The organism is Streptomyces sp. NPDC020845 (assembly GCF_044334165.1).
In the GTDB taxonomy this organism is placed as follows: domain Bacteria; phylum Actinomycetota; class Actinomycetes; order Streptomycetales; family Streptomycetaceae; genus Streptomyces.
Genome location: NZ_JBIRSJ010000015.1, coordinates 281,474 through 302,738, shown reverse-complemented (window position 1 = coordinate 302,738; position 21,265 = coordinate 281,474). Strand labels below are relative to the sequence as shown.

The 21,265-nt window shown below is 72.3% G+C and carries 17 protein-coding genes; 6 read left to right on the top strand and 11 right to left on the bottom strand.

Annotated elements, in window-relative coordinates:
- Positions 1 to 47: 47 nt before the first annotated feature.
- The 6 genes from ACH4U7_RS36950 to ACH4U7_RS36925 all read right to left on the bottom strand — a co-directional run bounded on the left by ACH4U7_RS36950 (position 48) and on the right by ACH4U7_RS36925 (position 6,184).
- The gene (locus ACH4U7_RS36950) at positions 48 to 1,433 is read right to left on the bottom strand and encodes an NAD(P)/FAD-dependent oxidoreductase (protein WP_398532142.1); all 1,386 of its coding nucleotides are present in this window, start codon (positions 1,431 to 1,433) and stop codon (positions 48 to 50) included.
- Position 1,434: 1 nt separating this feature from the next.
- A complete protein-coding gene (locus ACH4U7_RS36945) occupies positions 1,435 to 2,565 on the bottom strand; it encodes an ABC transporter ATP-binding protein (protein ID WP_398532141.1) in 1,131 nt (376 codons plus the stop codon).
- A complete protein-coding gene (locus ACH4U7_RS36940; protein ID WP_398532140.1) occupies positions 2,555 to 3,337 on the bottom strand; it encodes an ABC transporter permease in 783 nt (260 codons plus the stop codon). The genes ACH4U7_RS36945 and ACH4U7_RS36940 overlap by 11 nt, the downstream gene beginning before the upstream one ends.
- Before the next feature lie 121 nt (positions 3,338 to 3,458).
- Positions 3,459 to 4,394, bottom strand: coding sequence for an ABC transporter permease (locus tag ACH4U7_RS36935; protein ID WP_398532139.1), 936 nt, complete (start codon positions 4,392 to 4,394; stop codon positions 3,459 to 3,461).
- Entirely contained in the window at positions 4,391 to 5,566 is a 1,176-nt protein-coding gene (locus tag ACH4U7_RS36930; RefSeq protein WP_398532138.1) for an ABC transporter substrate-binding protein, read from the bottom strand. Before ACH4U7_RS36930 ends, ACH4U7_RS36935 begins: the two co-directional genes overlap by 4 nt.
- A 3-nt stretch (positions 5,567 to 5,569) precedes the next feature.
- Complete coding sequence (locus tag ACH4U7_RS36925; protein ID WP_089512856.1) at positions 5,570 to 6,184, bottom strand: helix-turn-helix domain-containing protein; 615 nt, start codon at positions 6,182 to 6,184, stop codon at positions 5,570 to 5,572.
- Positions 6,185 to 6,506: 322 nt separating this feature from the next.
- Here ACH4U7_RS36925 and ACH4U7_RS36920 point away from each other — a divergent pair, with 322 nt between their 5' ends.
- Both ACH4U7_RS36920 and ACH4U7_RS36915 read left to right on the top strand, forming a co-directional pair.
- Complete coding sequence (locus tag ACH4U7_RS36920; protein WP_398532137.1) at positions 6,507 to 7,295, top strand: IclR family transcriptional regulator; 789 nt, start codon at positions 6,507 to 6,509, stop codon at positions 7,293 to 7,295.
- Positions 7,296 to 7,485: 190 nt separating this feature from the next.
- Positions 7,486 to 8,682 carry a PP2C family protein-serine/threonine phosphatase gene (locus ACH4U7_RS36915; RefSeq protein WP_398532136.1) on the top strand — a complete coding sequence of 399 codons (1,197 nt, stop codon included), beginning with the start codon at positions 7,486 to 7,488 and terminating at the stop codon, positions 8,680 to 8,682.
- 10 nt (positions 8,683 to 8,692) lie between these two features.
- Here ACH4U7_RS36915 and ACH4U7_RS36910 read toward each other — a convergent pair whose 3' ends face one another.
- Both ACH4U7_RS36910 and ACH4U7_RS36905 read right to left on the bottom strand, forming a co-directional pair.
- A complete protein-coding gene (locus tag ACH4U7_RS36910; RefSeq protein WP_398532135.1) occupies positions 8,693 to 10,033 on the bottom strand; it encodes a PQQ-binding-like beta-propeller repeat protein in 1,341 nt (446 codons plus the stop codon).
- Between the two features lie 67 nt (positions 10,034 to 10,100).
- On the bottom strand, positions 10,101 to 10,922 hold the full coding sequence (locus ACH4U7_RS36905; protein WP_398532134.1) for a hypothetical protein: 822 nt from the start codon (positions 10,920 to 10,922) through the stop codon (positions 10,101 to 10,103).
- Positions 10,923 to 11,269: 347 nt separating this feature from the next.
- Here ACH4U7_RS36905 and ACH4U7_RS36900 point away from each other — a divergent pair, with 347 nt between their 5' ends.
- Positions 11,270 to 14,986 carry a hypothetical protein gene (locus tag ACH4U7_RS36900; protein ID WP_398532133.1) on the top strand — a complete coding sequence of 1,239 codons (3,717 nt, stop codon included), beginning with the start codon at positions 11,270 to 11,272 and terminating at the stop codon, positions 14,984 to 14,986.
- Between the two features lie 16 nt (positions 14,987 to 15,002).
- On the opposite strand, the gene gdhA is transcribed toward ACH4U7_RS36900, so the two are convergent.
- From gdhA to nac, 3 genes are all read right to left on the bottom strand, one after another.
- Positions 15,003 to 16,346: an NADP-specific glutamate dehydrogenase gene (gene gdhA / locus ACH4U7_RS36895; RefSeq protein ID WP_398532132.1), complete on the bottom strand. Its 1,344-nt coding sequence runs from the start codon at positions 16,344 to 16,346 to the stop codon at positions 15,003 to 15,005.
- A gap of 62 nt (positions 16,347 to 16,408) precedes the next feature.
- Positions 16,409 to 17,401, bottom strand: a complete 993-nt coding sequence (locus ACH4U7_RS36890; protein WP_398532131.1) for a 2-hydroxyacid dehydrogenase — start codon at positions 17,399 to 17,401, stop codon at positions 16,409 to 16,411.
- Between the two features lie 163 nt (positions 17,402 to 17,564).
- A complete protein-coding gene (nac, locus tag ACH4U7_RS36885; protein ID WP_398532130.1) occupies positions 17,565 to 18,506 on the bottom strand; it encodes a nitrogen assimilation transcriptional regulator NAC in 942 nt (313 codons plus the stop codon).
- Positions 18,507 to 18,704: 198 nt separating this feature from the next.
- Here nac and ACH4U7_RS36880 point away from each other — a divergent pair, with 198 nt between their 5' ends.
- The 3 genes from ACH4U7_RS36880 to ACH4U7_RS36870 are packed head-to-tail and all read left to right on the top strand — an operon-like array spanning position 18,705 to position 21,223.
- A complete protein-coding gene (locus tag ACH4U7_RS36880; RefSeq protein WP_398532129.1) occupies positions 18,705 to 19,520 on the top strand; it encodes a LamB/YcsF family protein in 816 nt (271 codons plus the stop codon).
- Complete coding sequence (locus tag ACH4U7_RS36875; protein WP_398532128.1) at positions 19,507 to 20,235, top strand: allophanate hydrolase subunit 1; 729 nt, start codon at positions 19,507 to 19,509, stop codon at positions 20,233 to 20,235. The genes ACH4U7_RS36880 and ACH4U7_RS36875 overlap by 14 nt, the downstream gene beginning before the upstream one ends.
- A complete protein-coding gene (locus ACH4U7_RS36870) occupies positions 20,228 to 21,223 on the top strand; it encodes a biotin-dependent carboxyltransferase family protein (protein ID WP_398532127.1) in 996 nt (331 codons plus the stop codon). Before ACH4U7_RS36875 ends, ACH4U7_RS36870 begins: the two co-directional genes overlap by 8 nt.
- The last annotated feature ends 42 nt before the right edge of the window (positions 21,224 to 21,265 follow it).

Below are 21,265 nucleotides of genomic sequence, written 5' to 3'. Positions count from 1 at the left end.
GGCCCGGCGCGGAGGCCCGCCGCGGAGGCCGGCCGCGCCCGGAGAACTCAGTGCCGGCCGGTGATCGCGTCCGCCAGCCGCGCGAAGGCCGAGGTGCGCTCGTGGCGGGTGCTGCCCTCGCTGAGGTCGGCGATCCGGTAGAGGCCGTACATCGCGTACGAGCCCAGCCAGCGCAGCGGCTCCGGCTCCCAGCGCGGGGAGGTGCGGCCCGACCACGGCAGGCGGGTGTAGCGGGTGTCCTTGCCGGCGACGAGGTCGGCGAGGGTGCGGCCGGCCAGATACGAGGCCGTCACGCCCTGCCCGACGTAGCCCCCGGCGTGGCCGAGGCCGGTGGCCTGGTCCCAGACCACCGAGGGGGACCAGTCGCGTGGTACGCCCAGCGAGCCGCACCACGCGTGGGCGAGCTCGAAGGGGACATCGGGCCACAGGCCACGCAGGACCCCGTGCAACTGGCCGATGGTCCAGCGGTCGAGGCGGCCGTCGCGGTCGACGCGGGAGCCGAAGCGGTACGGGAGGCCGCGGCCGCCGAGGGCGATGCGGTTGTCGGCGGTGCGCTGGGCGTAGAAGTAGGTGTGCTGGGCGCCGGAAAGGGCCTCGCCGCCGGACCAGCCGATGGTCTTCCAGTCGGCTTCGGACAGCGGCTCGGTGATGACCATCGAGCTGTTCATGGGCAGCATGTCCCGGCGGCGGCCGGGCAGTTGCGCCGTGTATCCCTCGGTCGCGCGCAGGATGTGGCGGGCGGTCACGGTGCCGTGTGCGGTGCGCACCTGCCCGGGGCGGATGTCCAGGGCCGGGGTGCGCTCGGCGATCCGGACGCCGGCGGCCTCGACGGCCGAGGCGAGGCCGGTGACCAGCTTTCCGGGGTGCAGCCGTACGTTGTGCGGGCTGTACAGGGCGCCGAGTACGCCGTCGATGCTGATCCGGTCCGCCGTCTCGGCCGCGGACAGCAGCCGTACGTCGTCCTCGGTCATGCCCCAGTCGCGTTCGGCGGCGACGGCCGCCCGGAGCCGGGCCAGTTCGGAGGGGGTGCGGCCGATCGTCAGATAGCCGCCGCGGACGGCGTCCACGTCCGCGCCGTGGTCGGCCATGATCCCCAGGATCTCGTCGAACGCGTCGATGGCCGCGCGCCGCAGTTCGAGCACCGCCTGCCGGCCCCCGGGGCCCTCGGCCATATGGCGGGAGAGCCCGATCATCTTGCCGGAGAGCCAGCCGCCGTTGCGGCCGGAGGCGCCGTAGCCGGCATGGCGGGCCTCGACGACGAGGATCGAGGCGTCGGGCAGCGCCTGGCGGAGCCAGTACGCCGTCCACAGTCCGGTGTACCCCGCGCCGACGACGCATACGTCGACCGTGGTGTCCCCGTCCAGCGGCGGGCGCTCGGGGCGTGCGGAGGCGGCCGTGTCCTGCATCCAGAAGGAGATCTGACCGTTGATCACGTCAATTGTCCTTAACAGAAAGTCGCTTGTCGGGGACCACTGCCGCTACCGCCGGGTCCCACGTGGCGAAGCCCGTGTCGCCGACGCGCAGCCCGGAGGCGGTGCCGGGGCCCTCGCGGACCAGCCCGGTGGACCCGCCGGGCAGTTCGACGGTCAGCTTTCGCGAATGGCCCAGATAGGACTCGTCGCGCACGGTGACCGGCACCCCGGCCCGGCCCGGGGCCGGTTCCTCGGCCGACAGCCGTAGCCGCTCGGGGCGGATCACCACCACGGCGTCGCCGCGCACCGCGTGCCCGCCCGGCAGCGGGATGCCGTACGCGCCCGCGTGCAGCCGCTTGGGGTCGTCGGGGTGGACGACGCCGCGCAGCAGCGTGGACTCGCCGAGGAACTGGGCGACGAACAGCGACTTCGGCCGCTCGTACAGCTCCTCGGCCGTGCCGACCTGCACGATCCGCCCGTCGTCGTAGACCGCGATCCGGTCCGAGAGGGTAAGCGCCTCCTCCTGGTCATGGGTGACGTAGACGAAGGTGGTGCCGACCTGGCGGTGGATCTCGCGGATCTCCTCTTGCAGGGCCTCGCGGAGCTTTTTGTCCAGCGCGCCCAGCGGCTCGTCCATCAGCAGCACCGGCGGCCGGTAGACGATGGCCCGGGCGAAGGCGACGCGCTGCTGCTGGCCACCGGACAGCTGGGCGGGGCGGCGCCGCTCGAACCCCTCCAGCTGTACGGTCCGCACCGCCGCGCGCACCAGCTCGCGCCGCTCGGCCTTGGGCATCTTCCGCTGCCGCAGCGGGAACTCGATGTTGTCCCACACGCTCAGATGCGGGAACAGCGCGTACCCCTGGAAGACCATGCCCATCTCGCGCCGGTGCGGGGGCACGGCGTTCAGCGGTTCGGCGTCGACCAGGATGTCGCCGGATGTCGGCGGGACAAACCCGGCGATCATGTTGAGCGTGGTGGTCTTGCCCGAGCCGCTGGGGCCCAGGAACGTCATGAACTCGCCCGGCTCGATGGTCAGATCGACGCCGCGTACGGCCTGGCTCGACCCGTACGTCTTGGTCAGGCCGCGCAGTTCGATGGCGGCCCCGCTGCGCTTGAGGTCGGCGGACCCACGGTGTTTGAGGTCAGCTGACACGTCGCCTCCGGGATTGTGCGAGCAGCGCGATCGCGATCAGCGCGCTGGTGAAGCAGATGATGAGGGTGGCCGCGGCGGCGATGGTGGGATCGACGTCGCGCTGGATGCTGCTGTACATCCGCACCGGCAGGGTCTCCAGATAGGGGCTGGAGATGAACATGGACACCACGACCTCGTCGAAGGAGGTCACAAAGGCGAACATGAACCCGGACAGCAGACCGGGCGCGATCACCGGCAGGGTGACGCTGATGAAGGCGCGCGCCCGGCTCGCCCCGCAGATCGCCGCCGCGCGCTCCAGCGTGGTGTCGAACCGCGACAGCACCGAGGACACCGGGATGATCACAAACGGCAGGGCCAGTACGGTGTGCGCGATCAGGAACCCGGTGAACGTCCCCACCAGCCGCAGCTGCAGGAACAGGGCGTAGACGCCCACGCCGAAGACGACCGTGGGCACCAGCATCGGGGCGATCAGCAGCGCGCCCACCGCGCCGCGGCCCCGGAACCGGCCGCGGGTCAGGGCATAGCTCGCGGCCGTGCCCGCCACCGTGGCCAGGACCCCGACGAGGGCGGCGATCTGCAGCGAGTTCAGCAGATCGTCCACCCAGCGGCGGTCCGAGAAGAAGGTCTCGTACCACCGCAGGGACCAGCGCTCGGGCGGAAACGCCAGCGAGCGCTGCCCGGTGAAGCTGAGCGGGATCACCACCAGCGTCGGGGCGACCAGCCAGAGCGCGACCAGCGCGCCGAAGATCTTCAGGGGGATGCGTCTGCTCACAGCTCCAGACCTCCGCACCGCTTCGGACCTCCGCGCCGCTTCGGACCTCCGCACCGCTCCGGACCTCCGCACCGCTCCGGACCTCCGCACCGCTCCAGATCTCTCACCGCTCCAGACCTGCTCACAGCTCAAGACCTCCCGTGACCTGGGCCGACTTACCGGTCACCCGCTTGGACACCCAGGCCGTCACCGCGAGCAGCACCCCGGCGGTCAGCAGCAGCGCCACCGCGAGCGCCCCGCCCCGGCCCCAGTTCAGCAACTCGCTGATCTGCGTGTACAGCGCGTTGGGCAGCAGCTCCTGGCGGGGTGAGCCGAGCACGGCGGGGGTGATGTAGAAGCCGAGCGAGAGGATGAACACCATCAGCGACCCGGCGAACACCCCGGGCAGCGACAGCGGGACGAAGACCCGCCAGAACGCCTTCCAGGGCGGTGCGCCGCAGATCATCCCGGCCTGCACCACCCGCCCGTCGATCGAGCGCATCGCGTTGAACAGCGGCAGCACCATGAACGGCATCAGGATCTGGCACATGCCGATCAGCACGCCCGTGGTGGTCCCGAGCAGCTGCGTCCGGCCCAGGCCCAGCGCGTCCAGGACGGTGTTGAGCACGCCATGGTCCTGAAGGATGATCACCCAGGCGAAGACGCGCACCATCAGGCTGGTCCAGAACGGCATCAGCACGGCCAGCATCAGCAGCCCGCGCAGCGCCGGTCCGGAGACCGTCATCAGATACGCGTACGGATAGCCGAGCACGAGGGTGATCAGCGTGGCCACGGCGGCGACGACCAGGGTCCGGCCCAGTACTTCGAGTGCGGTGGCGTCGTGCAGCAGCCAGGAGAAGTTCTGCAGCCCGGGCTCCGGCTGGGTGACGCTGCGCACCACGATCGTGGCGACCGGGTAGCCGAAACCGGCCAGCACCAGCAGCGCCGTCGGCACGATCAGCAGCCAGCGCCGGGAGCCCGGCGCACGCTCCGCCGCGGTGGCGGAGCGGCGCCGGGCCCGGCCGGCCTGCCGGTCGGCGGGCCGGCCGGGTCTGGTCCCGGGGGAGAGCGCTGTCATCGGTTCAGCCAGTCGGTCCAGGCCGTGGACAGCTTGTCGCGGTTCTGGCCCCAGTAGGTGAAGTCCGGGGTGATGGACTGGTTGAGCACCTTCTCCTGCGTCGGGTCGAGCTTCTGGGCCTGCGGGGACAGGGTGGGCTTGGAGTTGACGTTGACCGGCGCGTAGCTGGTGTACTCCGACTGCCTGGTCTGCTGCTCCTCGCCGAGCGCGTAGTTGATCAGGCCCATCGCGGCCTTGGTGTTCTTCGAGCCCTTGGGCACGGCGAACACGTCGTACAGGGTGAAGCTGTTGTTCCACACCGGGCGGAAGTTCGCGCCGTTGGCATTGGCCTCGTAGATACGGCCGCTCCAGGCCATGATCATGTCCGCCTGGCCGGACTGCGCGATCTGGGTCTGCTGGGCGCCGGTCTTCCAGTACGTGAGGTCGGACTTGATGCCGTCCCATTTGCGCAGCGCCCGCTTGGTGTCCAGCGGATACAGCTTGCTCGGGCCCACGCCGTCGGCCAGCAGGGCCGCCTCGAAGATGCCGGGGGTGGGGGTCGGGCGGCCGTCGACGGCCCGCTTGCCCGGGAACTTCTCGGTGTCGAAGAAGTCCGCCCAGGTGGTGGGCGGGTTGTCGGCGTATTTGTCGGCGTTGTAGTAGAGGCCGTATCCGTAGATCAGGGAGGGGACCATACAGGGGGACTCGGGCGTCTGGTCCGGCAGCTGGCTGGTGTTGATGATCTTGTAGTCGAGCTTCTGGTAGAGCGTCTCGCAGTTGGCCGCGGCGTCCCACGGCGTGGTGTCGACCACGTCCCACAGCACGTTCTTCGAGTTCACCTGGGCCTTGATCTTGGCGGGGTCGGTGGGGCCGTCGGTGAGCACATCGGCGCCGGAGTCCTTGGCGAACGGTTTGACGAACGCCCCTTCCTGGCCGTCCTGCATGCCCCCGCCGTACGACACAAAGGTCATCCGGACGCCGTCGAGCGCATCCTTCTTGACCGTGCCCGCCGGCCGGCCCACGAGATCCGCCGAGTCGGCGTCCTCGCCGGGTCCCCCCTGCGCGCAGCCGGCCGTGAGCAGCACACCGACGGTCGCGAGGGCGGTCCCGGCCATCGCGGGCCGCCGCCTCCGGGCTCTGGGGAGCGTCTGGGTGCCGTGGGACGCTCCGGAGAGTGAGGATCGGGGGGACATCGGCTACTCCTTGTCGCCGGGCTGTGTGGGGCCCAGCACCCAATGAACGACGGACAGAGCATCGGTCTCGTTGACGATGCGGTGCGGCTGCCTGGAGTCGAAGTCCAGGCTGTCTCCCTCGCCGAGTACGAAGCGCTCGGTGTCGAGCTCCACGGTCACCTGGTTGGTCAGGACCACGACGACCTCATGCCACCCGGGGTGGCTGTACTGCTCGTCCCCGGTCGAGCCCCCCGGCGCGAACTCGGCCTCGTACGCCCCGAACCCGGACAGCGGCTCCCGGGTGAGCGAGGTCTTGCGGCCCCCGCCGACCCAGGGGAGCTCCGGCCGGTCCTGCTCGCGCAGCGGCGTGGGGCCGATGGCCGAGGTGTCGAACAGCTCGGCCATGGTGATGCCGAGGGCGGAGGCGATACGCGCCAGCGTCGAGATGGAGGCGCTGCTGCGCCCGCGCTCGAGCTGGCTGAGGAAGCTCCCGCTGACATCGCTGCGCTCCGCGAGGGCGCGCAGCGACATCCGGCGCAGGCGCCGGAACGCATGCACCCGTCGGCCGACGTCCGACTCGGGACGCTCGGCGGGCGATTCAGGGGCGAACTTCGATGCGGGCTTCGATTCGGCGGACACTTGAGCTCCGGGCGGGGTGGGAAGCGGAAGTGATCGACGGGAGATGAATGGAAAGGACAATGACACGCACCAGTGGGCGCGACAAGGGGTACTTAACAAACCTGCGAATGTGTGAAGTAAGCGTGAAGCAGACGTAGTTGAGCTGGTGAAAGACGGTGTTGAGGCGATCGGCGGCGGGGGGTGAACCGGGCGGTGAATCGGGCGGTGAATCGATCAAGGCCGGGGCGAGTGGGACCAGGGGCTCGGGGCGTCGGGCCGATCGGGGTCCGGGCGGCCGCCGCCGGGCCTTGCCTGCCCCGCGCGCCCGGCGCAAGCTGGACTCATGAGCGCTCAGGCGGCCCCTACGCTCATCGCATCCGTGCAGCGGGCCCTCCGCCTGCTGGAGGCCGTCGGCGCGCACGAGGGCGGCGCGCCGGCGAAACAGCTCGCACGCGAGGCCGGGCTGCCCCTGGCCACCACCTACCACCTGCTGCGCACCCTGTGTCACGACGGCTACGCGCGCAAGCTCGACGACGGCGGGTTCGTCATCGGGGACAAGGTCGGCGCCCTGTGCGCGGGAAGCCGTGGCCAGGCGTCGCTGGCCCGGGTGCGCCCCGCGCTCACCGCGCTGCGCGACGACCTGGTGGTCGCCGCGTATCTGACCTTCTACGAGGACGGCGAGATCAGGGTCGCCGATATCGTCGACAGCCCGCGGGCGCCGCGAGTCGACCTCTGGGTGGGGTTCGAGGGGGCGGGACACGCCACGGCCCTGGGCAAATGCGTGCTGCGCGAACTGGACGCCGAGTCCCGCCAGGACTATCTGTCCCGGCATCCGCTGCCCGGCCTCACGCCCCGGACGATCACCCGCAGGGAGGAGCTGGTTCGGCGGCTGGAGACCGCCCCGGAGGGCATGCCCGTTCTCGACCGCGAGGAGTACGCGCTGGGCACGGTCTGTCTCGCGGTGCCCGTCTACAGCGGGGAGACGGTCGGCTCGCTCGGGGTCTCGCTGCGGGTGGCCACGTCCGTGCGCCTGGGGACCACGCGTATCGCGACTTCGCGCATCGACGAGATCCGGGATCGGCTGATTCCGGCGGGGGGCCGTGTGACCAGGGGTCTTTCGCTCAGCGCCTGAAATTCACCCGCTGCTGGAATGTGTCGCGCAGGGATTCCTCTCTCTGGCGCCGCCGGGATTCACTATCTGAAATGCGAACCCTTGTGGCTGCCACCCGGACTCCTGTTAGGTAGAGCACACGGACATCACGGGCATCGCGGACATTCAGGTGTGCGTGTCTGCCACGAGTGGAGAGAGTTCAGACCCGGACATGAGCCAGGCCCGAGACCATCACCATGGCCGTCGGACGAGCCGGCAGCCCATCAGGCGGCCGGACCCCGCATCCTGGGCTGCCTCGCTGGACCAGTCCCGTTGGGGGGCGTATATCGCGGTCGTGGTGACCGCGGTGACCACCTCCCTGGTCGCGCTGCTCGTCGTCCTCGGCGACGCCGGGATGAGCTGGCTTCCGCTGCTCGCCGTGGGACCCGCGCTGGCCGCGGCCACCTGCCGGCCCTGGGGCGTGCTGGGCATCGGCATCCCCGCCACGGGTCTTGGCGCGGTCCTCGGCACCCAGACCGGTGAGCCGCTCCATGAGCTGACGGTCACGCTGGCCGCGCTGAGCGCCGTCACGCTGGCGAGCGCGCTGGCCAGCCTGTTGCGCGGGCGCCGCGAACGGGTGCTGGCGGCCGTTCGCTCGGTCGCCGAGACCGCCCAGAACGCGCTGCTCAGACCGGTTCCCGCGACGGTCGGCCCGTTCCAGGTGGCCGTGCGCTACAGCGCCGCCGCCGCGGAGGCCCGGATCGGCGGCGACCTGTACGCGCTGGTGCCCACCCCGTACGGTGTGCGGCTGATCGTCGGCGATGTGCGCGGCAAAGGGCTGCCCGCGGTCGGCACCACCGCGCTGGTGCTGGGCGTCTTCCGCGAGGCCGCGTACGACGAGCCGGACCTGCTGGACGTCGTCGAGCGGATCGAGCGCAGCCTGACCCGTAACCTCGGCCCCGACGACTTCGTCACCGCCGTGGTCGCCGGATACCCGGAGCCGGGCCGGATGGAGGTCGTCAACTGCGGCCATGCCCCGCCGCTGCTGGTCAGCGGCGCGACCGCCGTCACGGCGATCGAGCCGACCCACCCGGCCCCGCCGCTGGGCCTGCGCTCCCTCGTCGTACGCCGCCCGAGCCTCCAGGTGCTGCCCTTCGCCGACGGCGACCAGCTGCTGCTGTACACCGACGGGGTCACCGAGGCCCGCGACTGCGGCCGGGCGTTCTATCCGCTCGCCGAGCGGGTGGCCCGGCACACCTGCGACGAGCCGTCCCGTACCCTGGCCGCCCTCCACGACGACCTGCTGGAACACGTCGGCGGCCGGCTCCACGACGACGCGGCGCTGCTGCTGCTCCGCAAACCGACCGCCGCGGACCCGGCCGCCGCCGCTCCGCCCGTGGCCGTCGACCCGACGACGAACGCTTCCTGAGGCCGCCCGCTCAGGGCCGGGCGTCGGTGAGGAGCAGTACATCGGGGCCTGTGCCGGGGAACCGGCTCCAGGAGACGGCGACCACGCCGTCCCCGGCGAGCGACGGCTCCAGCTGCTGCGGCTCGCCGCTCCCGCTCCGGTCCAGCTCGGGCAGGCTCATGGAGTACCGGAGCCCACCGCGCTCGGCGTCCAGGACCAGCAGCCGCGACGGGCCGGCCGGGGGTGTCCGGCCCGCCTCCTGCAACGGCTGCTCCACGACGTACACCCGCCCGTCGGCGACCAGTGCCTCCCCGAGCCGGGTGCCCTTCGCCGCCCGGTGGGTCCACTGCCGTCGGCCGTCGTCCAGGGCGTAGCCGCGCAGCGCGCCGGGGCCGTCGTCGGCCTGGGCCACCAGGGTGTGGGCCGTGGTCCCCCGCGCCCTCTCCCTGTCGGGGAACGGCAGGGTACGGGTGGCGGGCCGCCGCCCGGAGACATCGGTCACCGCCATGCCGCCGCCGTCGCGGCGCACCGGGGCGAGGACCACGGTGGTGTCGTTCGCGGGCAGGTAGCGCTGGCTCTGGGCGTCGTGCGGGAACCGCCACCGCACGGCGCCGGTGTCCGCGTCCAGACCGACCTGCGCCATTCGATCGGTGTGCGGATCGGGGGCCACGGCGGGGTCGTCCGGGCAGTCCCCGGCCTCCAGGACGTACACCTCGCGCAGCGTGAGCGGCGCGTCCACGGGGAACCACCGCTCGCAGCCCTTCGGCGGCACGGCCCGCCACCGGCGCTTTCCGTCGGCCGGGGAGAGCGCCCACACCTCCTCCTCCGATTCGGCGAGCACGACCTGGTCCGTGACGCGCAGGTGGGTGGTCAGACTGTGGAGGTCGTCGGGGGCTGTCCGCGGCGCCTCGGCGTGCCAGCGCGGTTCGCCGGTGCGCAGATCGACGGCGGTCAGCCCGCCGTCGTGCCACCACAGGACGGCCAGTTCGTCCCCGATCCCCAGGTCGTACAGGTTCGCTTCGCGCCCGTACTCCCAGTAGGTCCGGTTCGTGCGCAGGTCGACGGCGGTCAGGCGGGTTTCGCCGGCGCGGGTGCGGTCGTCGTACAGCGCCAGGCCGCCGACGACGGCCTCGGGCACCTGGTTCAGCCGCCGCACCATCTCACCGGGTCTGGCCGGGGCAGTCTTCCCCAGCGCGGCGGGGGCCTTGCCGTACGGGCCCTTCGTCCACTCGCGCGGGCCGTCGTCGTCCGTGAACCGGGCGTACGCCTGCCAGCCGCCCGCCCCCAGCGCGAGGACGAGCGCCACGGCGAGCGGCACCCGCAGCCGGGGCCGGGGCGCGAACCAGCGGCCCCAGAGGCTTCGCATGGACATCTTGTGCTCCCTCCCCGCGGCCGGCGCCCCGCTCGGGGGCGCCGACCGCCCGCTGACTATGCCGCGACTAGCCCCTGCGGCACACCTCTACCTCTTTGCTGGGCTGGCTGGCCTGCTGCCACTTGTTGCTGTAGTTCGTCCAGGTGACGCCGATGCTCGACTTGCCGATGGTGATGCCGGTGGCGCTGCTGGACTTCCAGGAGTGGCCGTACTTGGAGAACGCCTGGAGGCCCCAGCAGCCCTTCTTGCTGGCCTTGAAGGAGATGCCCATGAGGCCCTGGTACCCCTGCATGTCGATCTTCTGCTGGTAGATATTCACCTTCCTGGGACCCTCGTTGAAAATGAACCCTGCTCCGTAAGCGTTGGACGTCTGGGCCTGCGTCATCGTCTTCTTGCCGTAGAAGGTCCCATTGCCCCGGTAGACAAGGGAGTGGGCCAGGGGAGTGACCTTCTTGCTGAAGCTGAGCGCGAACGCGTCGTACCCCTTCACGTTCTTGGGGAGCTTCTTCCACTTCCAGCTGGCCGCAGCGATGTAGCGGTCCTTCCCGCTGGTCTTGTAGATGATCGGCTTCCCGAGCTTGATCTCCTGGTCCGGGTTGCCGAGCGTGCTCAGCTCCGAACCGCCCCCGTCCACCCGCTCCAGGCAGTAGTCCGCGGCCAGCTTCGCGTCGATCCGCTCCTGCGAGAGACCCTGGCCTTCCAGTTTCTGGATGAGCGCGGTGACGCGGTCCGTCTGAGCCTTGGCGCTGTCGGGCAGCTTCGAGACACAGCCCCGAGCGGCCGTCGCCCCCGCCGGCGCCGACTGGCCGAAGGCCGTCGACGACGCGCCGACCGGGAGCAGAACCGCCCCCGCCACGGCGGCACCCACCAGTCGCATCTTCGTGTGCATGTGCTTGTTCCCCTCGTTCGCGATGGATGGACGAGGTGTCGCGGTCGGCCCGCGTTGTCCGGCCGGTGCGACCCCGTCTGACCTCGAGTTTTCTGGGCCGGACGTTGTCTGGCAGGCCCCAATCGCCGCGCTGGACAATTAAGTCGGGCCGGGAACGGCCGGTGGCCGCGCGGCGTCCGGTACGGGTGGGAGGCGCGGGCCGGGCGGAACGCCCGGGCCATGAGGGGGAGGGGCATCAGATGGGGCGTCGGGAGAGCCCACTGGATCCGAGTGCCGGGCCGGTGGAGCGATTCGCCCATGAGTTGCGGGCCTTGCGGCGACACGCGGGCGGGTTGACGTATCGGGCGATGGCGCGCAGGACGGAGTACTCCACGGCGACCCTCGCCCAGGCGGCCTCCGGCGACAGACTTCCCTCGCTGCCGGTCGCCCTGGCGTATGTGACCGCGTGCGGCGGGGACCGCGCGGAGTGGGAGCGGCGCTGGCAGCAGGTGACGGACCAGCTGCTGGCCGAGCCGCCCGAGGACGACGACGCCGTTCCGCCGTATCCGGGGCTGCGGCGCTTCCAGCCGGAGGACCGCGAGCGGTTCTTCGGCCGCGACCGGCTGACCGAGGACCTGGTCGGGCTGGTACGGGCGCGGCGGTTCGCGGCCGTGGTCGGTGCGTCGGGCAGCGGGAAGTCCTCGCTGCTGCGCGCCGGGCTCATCCCGGCCCTGCGGGCGGGGGACGGAGGGGCGGTGGCTCGGGCGGGGGATGCGGGGACGGCGTGGGCGGGGGATGCGGGGACGGCGTGGGCGGGGGATGCGGGGACGGCGTGGGCGGGGGATGCGGGGACGGCGGCCCGGGCGGGGGACGGGCGGACGGTGGCGCGGGCCGGAGTCGGAGACCCGGCCCAGGCGCGGCCCGCCGCCCTCCGGATCCTCACCCCGGGCCCGCACCCCGCCCGGAGCCATGCGCACCTCCTCGCCCCGGCCGGGGGCGAGGGCGACACGGTGGTGGTCGTCGACCAGTTCGAGGAGACCTTCACCCTGTGCCATGACCCGGCCGAGCGGGCGGAGTTCATCGACCTGCTGCTGGCCGCCCGCGACCCCGAGCGCCGGTTACGGGTCGTGGTCGCCGTCCGCGCCGACTTCTTCGGCCACTGCGCCGGGCATCGCGCGCTCGCCGACGCGCTGCGGGACGCCACGCTGCTGGTGGCCCCGATGACCCCGGAGGAGCTGCGCGAGGCCATCGTCAGACCGGCCGCCGCCGAGGGGCTGATCGTCGAGCGCACCCTGACCGCGCGGCTCGTCGAGGAGGTCGCCGACGAGCCCGGCGGGCTGCCGCTGCTGTCCCACGTCCTGCTGGAGACCTGGCGGCGCCGCCGTGGCCGCGCGCTGACCATGGCAGCGTACGAGGCGACCGGCGGTATCCACGGCGCGGTCGCCCAGACCGCCGAGGATCTGTACACCCGGCTGCCGCCCGACCAGGCACAAGCCGCCCGGCGGACCCTGCTGCGGCTGGTCACCCCGGGCGAGGGGGCGCCCGACACCCGCCGCCCGGCGGACCGCGCCGAACTGCGGGCCGACGGGCCGGGCGAGGCGGCCGAGGCGGCCACCGTCCTGGAGCGCCTGGCCCGCGCGCGCCTGATCACCCTCGACGACGAGGTCGTCAACCTCGCGCACGAGGCGCTGATCACCGCCTGGCCCCGGCTGCGCGACTGGATCGACGAGGACCGCCACCTGCTGCGCGTCCATCGTCAGCTGACCGAGGACGCCACCGCGTGGGAGCGTCTTGGCCGGGATCCCGGGGCGCTCTACCGGGGCGTACGGCTGGCGGAGGCGGACGAGGCGTTCGGCCCGCCCGAGCGGGCCGCGGACCTCATCCCGGTGGAGGATGCCTTCCTCGCCGAGAGCCGGGCGGGGTTGCGCAAGGAGCGGCGTCGGCTGCGCCAGGTCCTGACCGCGGTCTCCGTGGCGCTGTGCCTGGCCCTGGTCGCCGCGAGTGTCGCCTTCTGGCAGCGGCACACCGCCGTCGGCGAGGAGCGCAAGGCCCAGGCCGCGCGGCAGTTGGCGCAGTCCAGGCAACTGGCCGCCCAGTCCGCCGCACTGCTGGACCAGGAGCCCGACCTGGCCGCGCTGCTGGCCGTACGGGCCTACCGGACCCACCCCACCGCCGAGGCCACCGACAGTCTGTACGCCGCGGCGGCCCTGCCCGCCCAGCAGCGCCTCACCGGGCACAAGGGCGCGGTGTGGTCAGTGGCGTACAGTCCGGACGGCCGCACGTTGGCCACGGGCGGCGACGACGGGACGGTGCGGCTGTGGGACGCCGGGACGGGCCGGGTCCGTAAAACCCTCACCGGCCACGCCGGTTCGGTGACCTCGGTGGCCTTCAGCCCGGACGGCCGTACGCTCGCCGTCGCCGACGGCCGTGAGGTGCGGCTGAGGGACGCGGACACCGGGCGGGTGCGGCGCACCCTCACCCCCCGCGCGGGCGCGATGATGACGCTGGCGTTCAGCCCGGATGGCCGCACGCTGGCCACGGGCCGCTCCGACGGGCTGGTGCGGCTGTGGGACGCCGGGACCGGCCGCCCCCGCGCGACCCTCACCGGCCACGCCGACACGGTCGCCTCGGTGGCGTTCAGCCCGGACGGCCGCACGCTGGCCACGGGCGCCATCGACCGGAAGGTGCGGCTGTGGGACGCCCGGACCGGCCGCGTCCGCACGAGCTTCACCGGCGACTCGGAAGGTGTGCTCGCGGTGGCCTTCAGCCCCGACGGCCGCACGCTCGCCACCGGCGGGGGCGAACGTTCCGTCCGGCTGTGGAACGCGGGTACCGGCGAACTCCGGGACACCCTCCCCGAGCTCGGCCCGGCGCGTTCGCTGGCGTTCAGCCCGGACGGCCGGGCGCTGGCGACCGGGGGCGGCGGCTCTCATGTGCGACTGTGGGACCTCGACGCGGGCCGGGCCCGGGACGCCTTCTCCCTCGGCTACGACGGCCCGGTGTCGTCAGTGGCGTTCAGTCCCGACGGCCGCACGCTGGCCACCGGCGGGGACAGGGGGCTGCTGCGGCAGTGGGACGTGGCGACCGGCCGCGCCAGGGACATCCTGGCCAGGCAGCCCGGCGGTGTGCTGTCGGTGGCGTTCGCCCCCGACGGCCGCACCCTCGCCAGCGGCAACGGCCGCGACGACACGGTGAAGTTGTGGGACGCGGCGACCGGTGAACAACGGCGCTCCCTCACCCTCGGGCCGCGTGAGGCCATACCGTCGCTCGCGTTCAGCCCGGACGGCCTCACCCTGGCGACCGGGCGCTACGACGGGCCGGTCATCCTGTGGAACCCGGACACCGGAACCCGCCGTGGCCTGTACGGTCACACCGACTTCGTACGGTCCGTGGCCTTCAGCCCCGACGGCCGCACGCTGGCGACCGGCAGCAACGACAAGACCGCGCGGCTGTGGGACGTGGCGAGCGGCCGGGCCCGGCAGGTGCTGCGGGGCCATGACAAGGGCGTGCTGTCGGCGGCGTTCAGCCCTGATGGCCGCACCCTCGCCACCACCGGCATCGACCGCACGGTGCGCCTGTGGGACGCGAAGACCGGCCGCGCCCTGCGCACCCTCAAGGGCCACACCGACGCCGTGTGGTCCGCGGCGTTCAGCCGGGACGGCCGCACCCTGGCCACCGGGAGCGCGGACGGCTCGGTGCGGCTGTGGGACGTGGCGAGCGGGCGGGCCCGGGATGTGCTCGACGGGCACACCAAGAGCGTGCAGTCGGTGGCCTTCAGCCCCGACGGGCGCACCCTGGCCAGCGGCGGGGGAGAGACCGTACGGCTCTGGGACGCGGCGAGCGGCGAATCCCGTGGCTCGCTGCGCGGCCACACCGACGGCGTGTGGGCGGTGGCGTTCAGCCCGGACGGCCGCACCCTGGCCACCGGCAGCGACGACGAGACCGTACGGCTGTGGGACGTCGACCTGCGCCGGCCGGCCGAGGCGATCGGCAGGATCTGCGGGATCGTCGACCGGGACCTCACCCGGCGGGAGCGCTCGACCTATCTGCCGGACGAGCCCACGGGCCGGGTGTGTCCGGCGTGACGGTGCTTACGGGGAGTCAGATCACACCCTGCTCGGCCATGGCCTCCGCCACCCGCAGATATCCGGCGACGTTCGCGCCCAGGACGTAGTCGTCGGGGGCCCCGTACTCCTCGGCGGTGGCCCGGCACAGCGCGTGGACGTCGGTCATGACGGCGGCGAGACGGGCCTCGGTCTGTTCGAAGGTCCACCGGTCGCGGGCGGCGTTCTGCCGCATCTCCAGTGCGGAGGTGGCCACTCCGCCGGCGTTGGCGGCCTTGCCGGGGCCGAAGAGCACCCCGGCCTCCCGCAGCACCTCGACGGCCGCCGGGGTGCAGGGCATGTTCGCGCCCTCGGCCACGGCCAGTACGCCGTTCTTCACCAGCGCGACGGCGTGCTCCTCGGTCAGCTCGTTCTGGGTGGCGCAAGGCAGGGCGATATCGCAGTCCACCTCGAACACCGAGCCCTGGTCGGAGAACACCGCACCCGGCCTGGCCCGGGCGTAGTCGCCGATCCGCGCCCGGCGGGCCTCCTTGACCTCCTTGAGCAGGTCCAGGTCGATCCCGTCCCGGTCGACCACATACCCGGTGGAGTCGGAGCAGGCCACCACCCGGCCGCCGAGGGCGTGCACCTTCTCGATGGCGTAGACGGCCACATTGCCGGAGCCGGAGATCACCACATCGCAGCCGTCGAACTGGCGGCCGCGGGTGCGCAGCATCTCCTGTGCGAAGTGGACGGTGCCGTATCCGGTGGCCTCGGTGCGCGCGTGCGAGCCGCCCCAGCCGACCCCCTTGCCGGTGAGCACGCCCGCCTCGAAGCGGTTGGTCAGCCGCTTGTACTGGCCGAACAGATAGCCGATCTCACGCCCGCCCACCCCGATGTCCCCGGCCGGCACATCGGTGTGTTCGCCGATGTGCCGGTGGAGTTCGGTCATGAAGGACTGGCAGAAGCGCATGACCTCAGCCTGGGAGCGCCCCTTGGGGTCGAAGTCCGCGCCGCCCTTGCCGCCGCCGATCGACAGCCCGGTCAGCGCGTTCTTGAAGATCTGCTCGAAGCCGAGGAACTTGACGATGCCCAGGTTGACGCTGGGGTGGAAGCGCAAGCCCCCCTTGTAGGGGCCGAGCGCGCTGTTGAACTCCACCCGGAAGCCACGGTTGACGTGGATGTCCCCCAGGTCGTCGACCCAGGGCACCCGGAAGACGATCTGCCGCTCCGGTTCGCACAGCCGCTCCAGGATCCGGGCGTCGAGATGGTCCGGATGCGCGCGGAGCACGGGCGCGAGGCTGTGCAGCACCTCGCCCGCGGCCTGGTGGAACTCCGCTTCCCCGGGGTTGCGGCGCACGATCTGCGCGTACACGGACTCGATACGAGCGGTGACGTCCATGAGTGGTCTTTCTGTCCTTTCCGTCCATCACGTGAGTTGTTCTGTGAGTGTTTGACGAACCGTCAACTCCGTGAGCCGGGGGTGGGAGAACTGCCCGGCAGCGGAGTGCGCGCCGGCCGCCCGGCGAGTACCTCCAGGACGTTGTCCACGGCGAGGTCCACCATGGCGGCACGGGTGGCCTCGGTGGCCGAACCGATGTGCGGGAGCGTGATCACATGGGGTTCGCCGACCAGCGGTGACAGTTCGGCCCCCATGGGCTCGCGTTCGAAGACGTCCAGGGCCGCCGAGTGGATGACACGGTCCCGTACGGCCTGGAGCAGGGCATCTTCGTCGACGATGCCTCCGCGTGAGGTGTTGACCAGTGTGGCAGTGGACTTCATGGAGGCCAGTTCCGCCGCGCCGATGAGATGGCGGGTCCGCGGGGTGAGCGGGACGTGCAGCGAGACCACGTCGGCCTCGGCGAGGAGGGTGGGCAGGTCCACGGCCCGGGATTCCGGATCGGCCGCGGCGGCGGGCGCGTACGGGTCGTGGTGCAGCAGCCGCATGCCGAATCCCCGTGCGCGCCTGGCCACGGCCCGCCCGATCTGGCCGTAGCCGATCAGACCGAGCGTGCTGCCGTGCACATCCAGACCCAGGTGGTCATCCATCCGGAACAGGTCCCACCGCCCGGCGGCCAGCGCGTCGCGGGCGGCGCCGAGCCGCCTGCGGGCCATGAGGATCAGGGCGAAGGCCAGGTCGGCGGTGGTCTCGGCGAGCACGCCCGGGGTGTGGGTGACCACGACGCCGCGTGTCGCCGCCGCTTCCCGGTCGACCGCGTCGTACCCCATGCTCGCCAGGGCGACGACGCGCAGCGCGGGCCCGGCCGCGTCCAGCAGGGCGGCGTCCACCCGGTCGTTGCCCAGGGCCAGGATCGCGGCCGCGCCCTCGGCCCGTTCGGCCAGTTCCGCCGGGCCGGGCTTGTCCGCGCCGGGCCGTACGACCTCCGCCCCGGACGCCAGGCGGGCGAGACCCTCACCGGGAAGGTCGGCACGGGTGACGAGCACACGCTGTTTCATCTATTTCTCCAGTGCTTCTACCGCGTTTCAAGCGTTTTTCGCGCTGTCCGTTCTTTGTGAATCGGACGATGTCGATGCGCGGAAAAACGTTAGTCAGCGTGCGGTTCGGCAACCAATAGATGTTTTGCGTGACGCGATCGGCGGTCGGAATACCCGGCTCTGATCAGGCAGCGGAGGAAGGGCGGGAATCCCCCTCGCCGAAGGCGGCGATCAGCTCATGAAACAGGTCGTGCACGGCATGGGCGGGTTCCGACAGCGGCTGATGGTCGGAGGTGCAGAGGGACAGTTTGACCTGGATGGCCGGGTTGACTATCCGGCGCACCACCAGGTGCCGTACGTCGAGGATGGCGCGCGCCGCCGACCAGGGCAGTACGGTCGCCCCGAGGTCGGCGCCCACGGCGCTGACCAGCGTCAGCACCGACTCGATCTCGCCCACCACCTTCGGCTGGAGCGAGGCCTGCTGGAACGCGGCCTCGACGACCTGGCGGATGGTGTGGATGCGGCTGGGCAGCAGCAGGCCCACATCGGCCAGCTCCTCGAGGGAGACGTCCTCGCCGTCCTCGCCCCGGGACGCCGGCGCCGCGCCGCCCGGCGCGGCGATCAGATACAGGTCCTCGGTGCGCAGCGGCTCGAACTGCACGCCCCGCAGTGGGCCGGCCCCGTAGATGAAGGCCATGTCCATGCGGCCGGTCATGATCGCTTCGCTGATGACACCGCCGAAGTTCTCGTTGATGTGCAGCAGGATGTCGGGATAGCGCTCGCGCACGGTCCGCAGCAGCGGCAGCGCGAGCGCCGCGCCCATGCTGTACGGGGCCAGGCCCACGGAGACGCTGCCGGCCGGCGCCCGGCCGGACACGTCGACCGCCGAGTGGGCGAGTTCGACCTGGCGCAGGATGAGCTGTGCGTGCCGGTACAGCGCACGTCCCGCCTCGGTCGGCGCCACCCCTCGCTTGCTGCGGATCAGCAATTGCTGTTTGAACTGCGCCTCCAGCATGGAGAGTTGCTGGCTGAGCGCGGGCTGCGCGATATGCAGGATGTCGGCCGCGCGCGTGATGCTCCCGGCATCCACGATCTTCACGAACGAGTAAAGGCGCCTGGTGTCCATGGGCGAGCCTCCAGCCTGGGCGGAGCCTCATGGTAGGCGTCGCCGGGCGGCCCGGACGCCGGTGTGTACGCCGCCGGGTCATATCCAGCGGCGATCACGTCACATCCAACGTGTATTTGCCGCCTCGTGTCACCGGCATTACGTTCTCCCAAACACCGATTCCCTCAGGTCGCTTTCCTCAATTATCCGGAGGACTTCATGATGAATACGGTCGATCTCGTGGCCGACCTCGGCGAGGGATTCGGCGCGTACACCATGGGCGACGACGAAGCGCTGTTGTCCGTGCTCACCTCGGCGAATATCGCATGCGGATTCCATGCCGGCGATCCGAGAATCATGGACGCCACCGTCCGCCACTGCGTCGAGCGCGGCGTCGCCGTGGGCGCCCACCCCAGCTTTCCCGATCTCGTCGGATTCGGCCGCCGCGCGATGGACCTGACGCCGGACGAGGTCCGCACCGACACGCTCTACCAAATGGGCGCGCTCCAGGCGTTCGCCGCCGCGCACGGCACCCGGGTACGGCACGTCGCGCCGCACGGCCGCCTCGGCAACCTGGTCGCGACCCGGCAGGACTACGCGGCGGCGGTTGCCGATGCCGTCGCCTCCTTGGACCGGTCGCTGATCGTGCTGGCGCAGGACGGAGCGCTCGCCGAGGCCGCGCGCGCCCGCGGCCTGCGGGTCGGCATCGTCGGGATCGCCGACCGGGCCTACCGCGACGACGGCACGCTGGTGCCGAGGAGCGAGCCCGGCGCGGTGATCCACGACGGAGGGGAGATCGCCGCGCGGACGGTCCGGATGGTGACCGAGGGCGTGGTGCGCGGCGTCGGCGGCCGTGACATCCCGGTCGCGTGCGACACCGTCCTGCTGCACGGCGACACCCCGGGGGCCATCGCGCTCGCGCACCGCGTCCGGGAGGAACTGCTCGCCGCGGGGGTGAGGATCGCGCCGCTGACCGAGGTGCTGGACGCCAAGGCCGGCGGGGCAGCGGCCCAGCTCGCCGATGGGCGCGTCTGAGATGGAGGGCAGCGTCGTCATCGCGGACTGCGGCGATTCGGCCGTCGTGGCCAAGGCCGTGGGCATGGACAGCGACCGGGCCTGGCGGACCGTCCATGCCCTGGCCGACGCGATCGAGGCGGCCCGGCCCGGCGGGGTGTACGGCATCGTGCCCACCTACGACTCGCTGCTCGTCGAGTTCGACTGCCTGGGCACCGATCACGAGACGGTCCGGCGCGCCCTGCGGCACGAGGCCGACCGGCTCGGCGCGGGCTCCATCCGGCCGCCGGTGGCCAGGCGGTTCGTGGTCCCGGTGGTGTACGGGGGTGAGCACGGCCCCGATCTGCCCGTCGTCGCCGAGCAGCTGGGGCTGTCCGAGCGGGAGGTGGTGGAGCTGCACTCCGGCGCGCCGCTGACGGTCCGCTGCTTCGGCGCCCCGGCGGGCGCCCCGATGACGGACGGCCCGGCGTTCCCGCGGCCGGTCCCCCGGCTGGCCTCGCCGCGGACGAGCGTCCCGCCCGGCTCGATAGCGGTGGCCGGCCGACAGGCCGTGATCTGCCCGATGCGCTCCCCCGGCGGCTGGCCGTTGCTGGGACGCACCCCGCTGCGCGTACTCGACCTCGATGCCGAGCCGCTGACCCCGTACCGGCCCGGCGACACCTTCCGGTTCGTGCCGATCTCCCCCGAGCAGTGGGACGACCACGCCGGCGCGCCCTTGGCGGCGGCCCATGGCTGACACCTTGACCATCCACCGGGCGGGGATCTCGGTGGTGCAGGACCTCGGGCGGTTCGGGCACTCCCGTTACGGCCTGCCGGTCAACGGCGCGCTCGACCAGCACTCCGCCCGCGTCGCCAATGTGCTGGCCGGCAATGGCGAGGGCGCGCCGCTGATCGAGATCACCGCCCTGGACTTCAGCGCCACCCCGCGGACCGACGTGCTCATCGCGGTCACCGGCGCCCCCGCCGATGTGATGGTAGGAGGCGCCCCGCGACCGCAGTGGGAGCCCATCCCGGTCCGGGCCGGCGAGACGATCGGCGTCAGCCGTATCCGGTCCGGGATCCGGGTCTACCTCGCGGTGCTCGGCTCGGTGGAGGCCCCGTCCCTGCTCGGCAGCTGCGCCCCCGACACGATCCTCGGGTTCGGGCGCTCGCTGCGCGACGGCGACGAACTGGTCGTACGGACGCGCTGCCCACCCGTCGACCACCCGGTCTTCCGCATCCCGCTGTTCCGTGTGGGCGCACCCGTACCGCGCTTCGGCGAATTCTGGACGATCGACGTGACCGACGGCCCCGACCTGGGGGAGTTCGGCGACTCCGCTGACCGGCTGTTCCGGTCGGAGTTCACCGTGAGCCCGCGGAGCAACCACATCGGGCTGCGCATGACGGGTGACGTACCGCGGCGGGTGGCGCGCGGCGAGGTGCTGTCCCGGGGAGTGCCGGTCGGCGCGGTCGAGGTCCCCGCGGGCGACGAACTGCTGGTACTGCACCGCGGCCGCGGTGTCACCGCCGGCTACCCGGTGCTCGCGGTGGTGACCGCGACCGGTCTGTCGGCGCTGGGGCAGGTCAGGCCCGGCCAGACCGTGCGATTCCGGCGCAGGACGGTCGCCGACGCGGTGGCCGCCCACCGATCCCAGCGCCACGCCGTCCACGCCCTGCGAACCCGTGTGCGCGCGGTCTTCGACGCCCTGCGCATCCCCACCCCCGCCGCCGGGCCCACCCCCTGAGCCTCCCCTGACCTCCCCCTGAGCCTCCCTGACCTCCCCCTG

Bases quoted from the DNA above. Each gene is read 5' to 3' on its own strand.
- ACH4U7_RS36935 (WP_398532139.1), bottom strand. From the start codon at position 4,394: ATGACAGCGCTCTCCCCCGGGACCAGACCCGGCCGGCCCGCCGACCGG.
- ACH4U7_RS36930 (WP_398532138.1), bottom strand. From the start codon at position 5,566: ATGTCCCCCCGATCCTCACTCTCCGGAGCGTCCCACGGCACCCAGACG.
- ACH4U7_RS36920 (WP_398532137.1), top strand. From the start codon at position 6,507: ATGAGCGCTCAGGCGGCCCCTACGCTCATCGCATCCGTGCAGCGGGCC.
- ACH4U7_RS36915 (WP_398532136.1), top strand. From the start codon at position 7,486: ATGAGCCAGGCCCGAGACCATCACCATGGCCGTCGGACGAGCCGGCAG.
- ACH4U7_RS36910 (WP_398532135.1), bottom strand. From the start codon at position 10,033: ATGTCCATGCGAAGCCTCTGGGGCCGCTGGTTCGCGCCCCGGCCCCGG.
- ACH4U7_RS36905 (WP_398532134.1), bottom strand. From the start codon at position 10,922: ATGCACACGAAGATGCGACTGGTGGGTGCCGCCGTGGCGGGGGCGGTT.
- ACH4U7_RS36900 (WP_398532133.1), top strand. From the start codon at position 11,270: ATGGCGCGCAGGACGGAGTACTCCACGGCGACCCTCGCCCAGGCGGCC.
- gdhA (WP_398532132.1), bottom strand. From the start codon at position 16,346: ATGGACGTCACCGCTCGTATCGAGTCCGTGTACGCGCAGATCGTGCGC.
- ACH4U7_RS36890 (WP_398532131.1), bottom strand. From the start codon at position 17,401: ATGAAACAGCGTGTGCTCGTCACCCGTGCCGACCTTCCCGGTGAGGGT.
- nac (WP_398532130.1), bottom strand. From the start codon at position 18,506: ATGGACACCAGGCGCCTTTACTCGTTCGTGAAGATCGTGGATGCCGGG.
- ACH4U7_RS36880 (WP_398532129.1), top strand. From the start codon at position 18,705: ATGATGAATACGGTCGATCTCGTGGCCGACCTCGGCGAGGGATTCGGC.
- ACH4U7_RS36875 (WP_398532128.1), top strand. From the start codon at position 19,507: ATGGGCGCGTCTGAGATGGAGGGCAGCGTCGTCATCGCGGACTGCGGC.
- ACH4U7_RS36870 (WP_398532127.1), top strand. From the start codon at position 20,228: ATGGCTGACACCTTGACCATCCACCGGGCGGGGATCTCGGTGGTGCAG.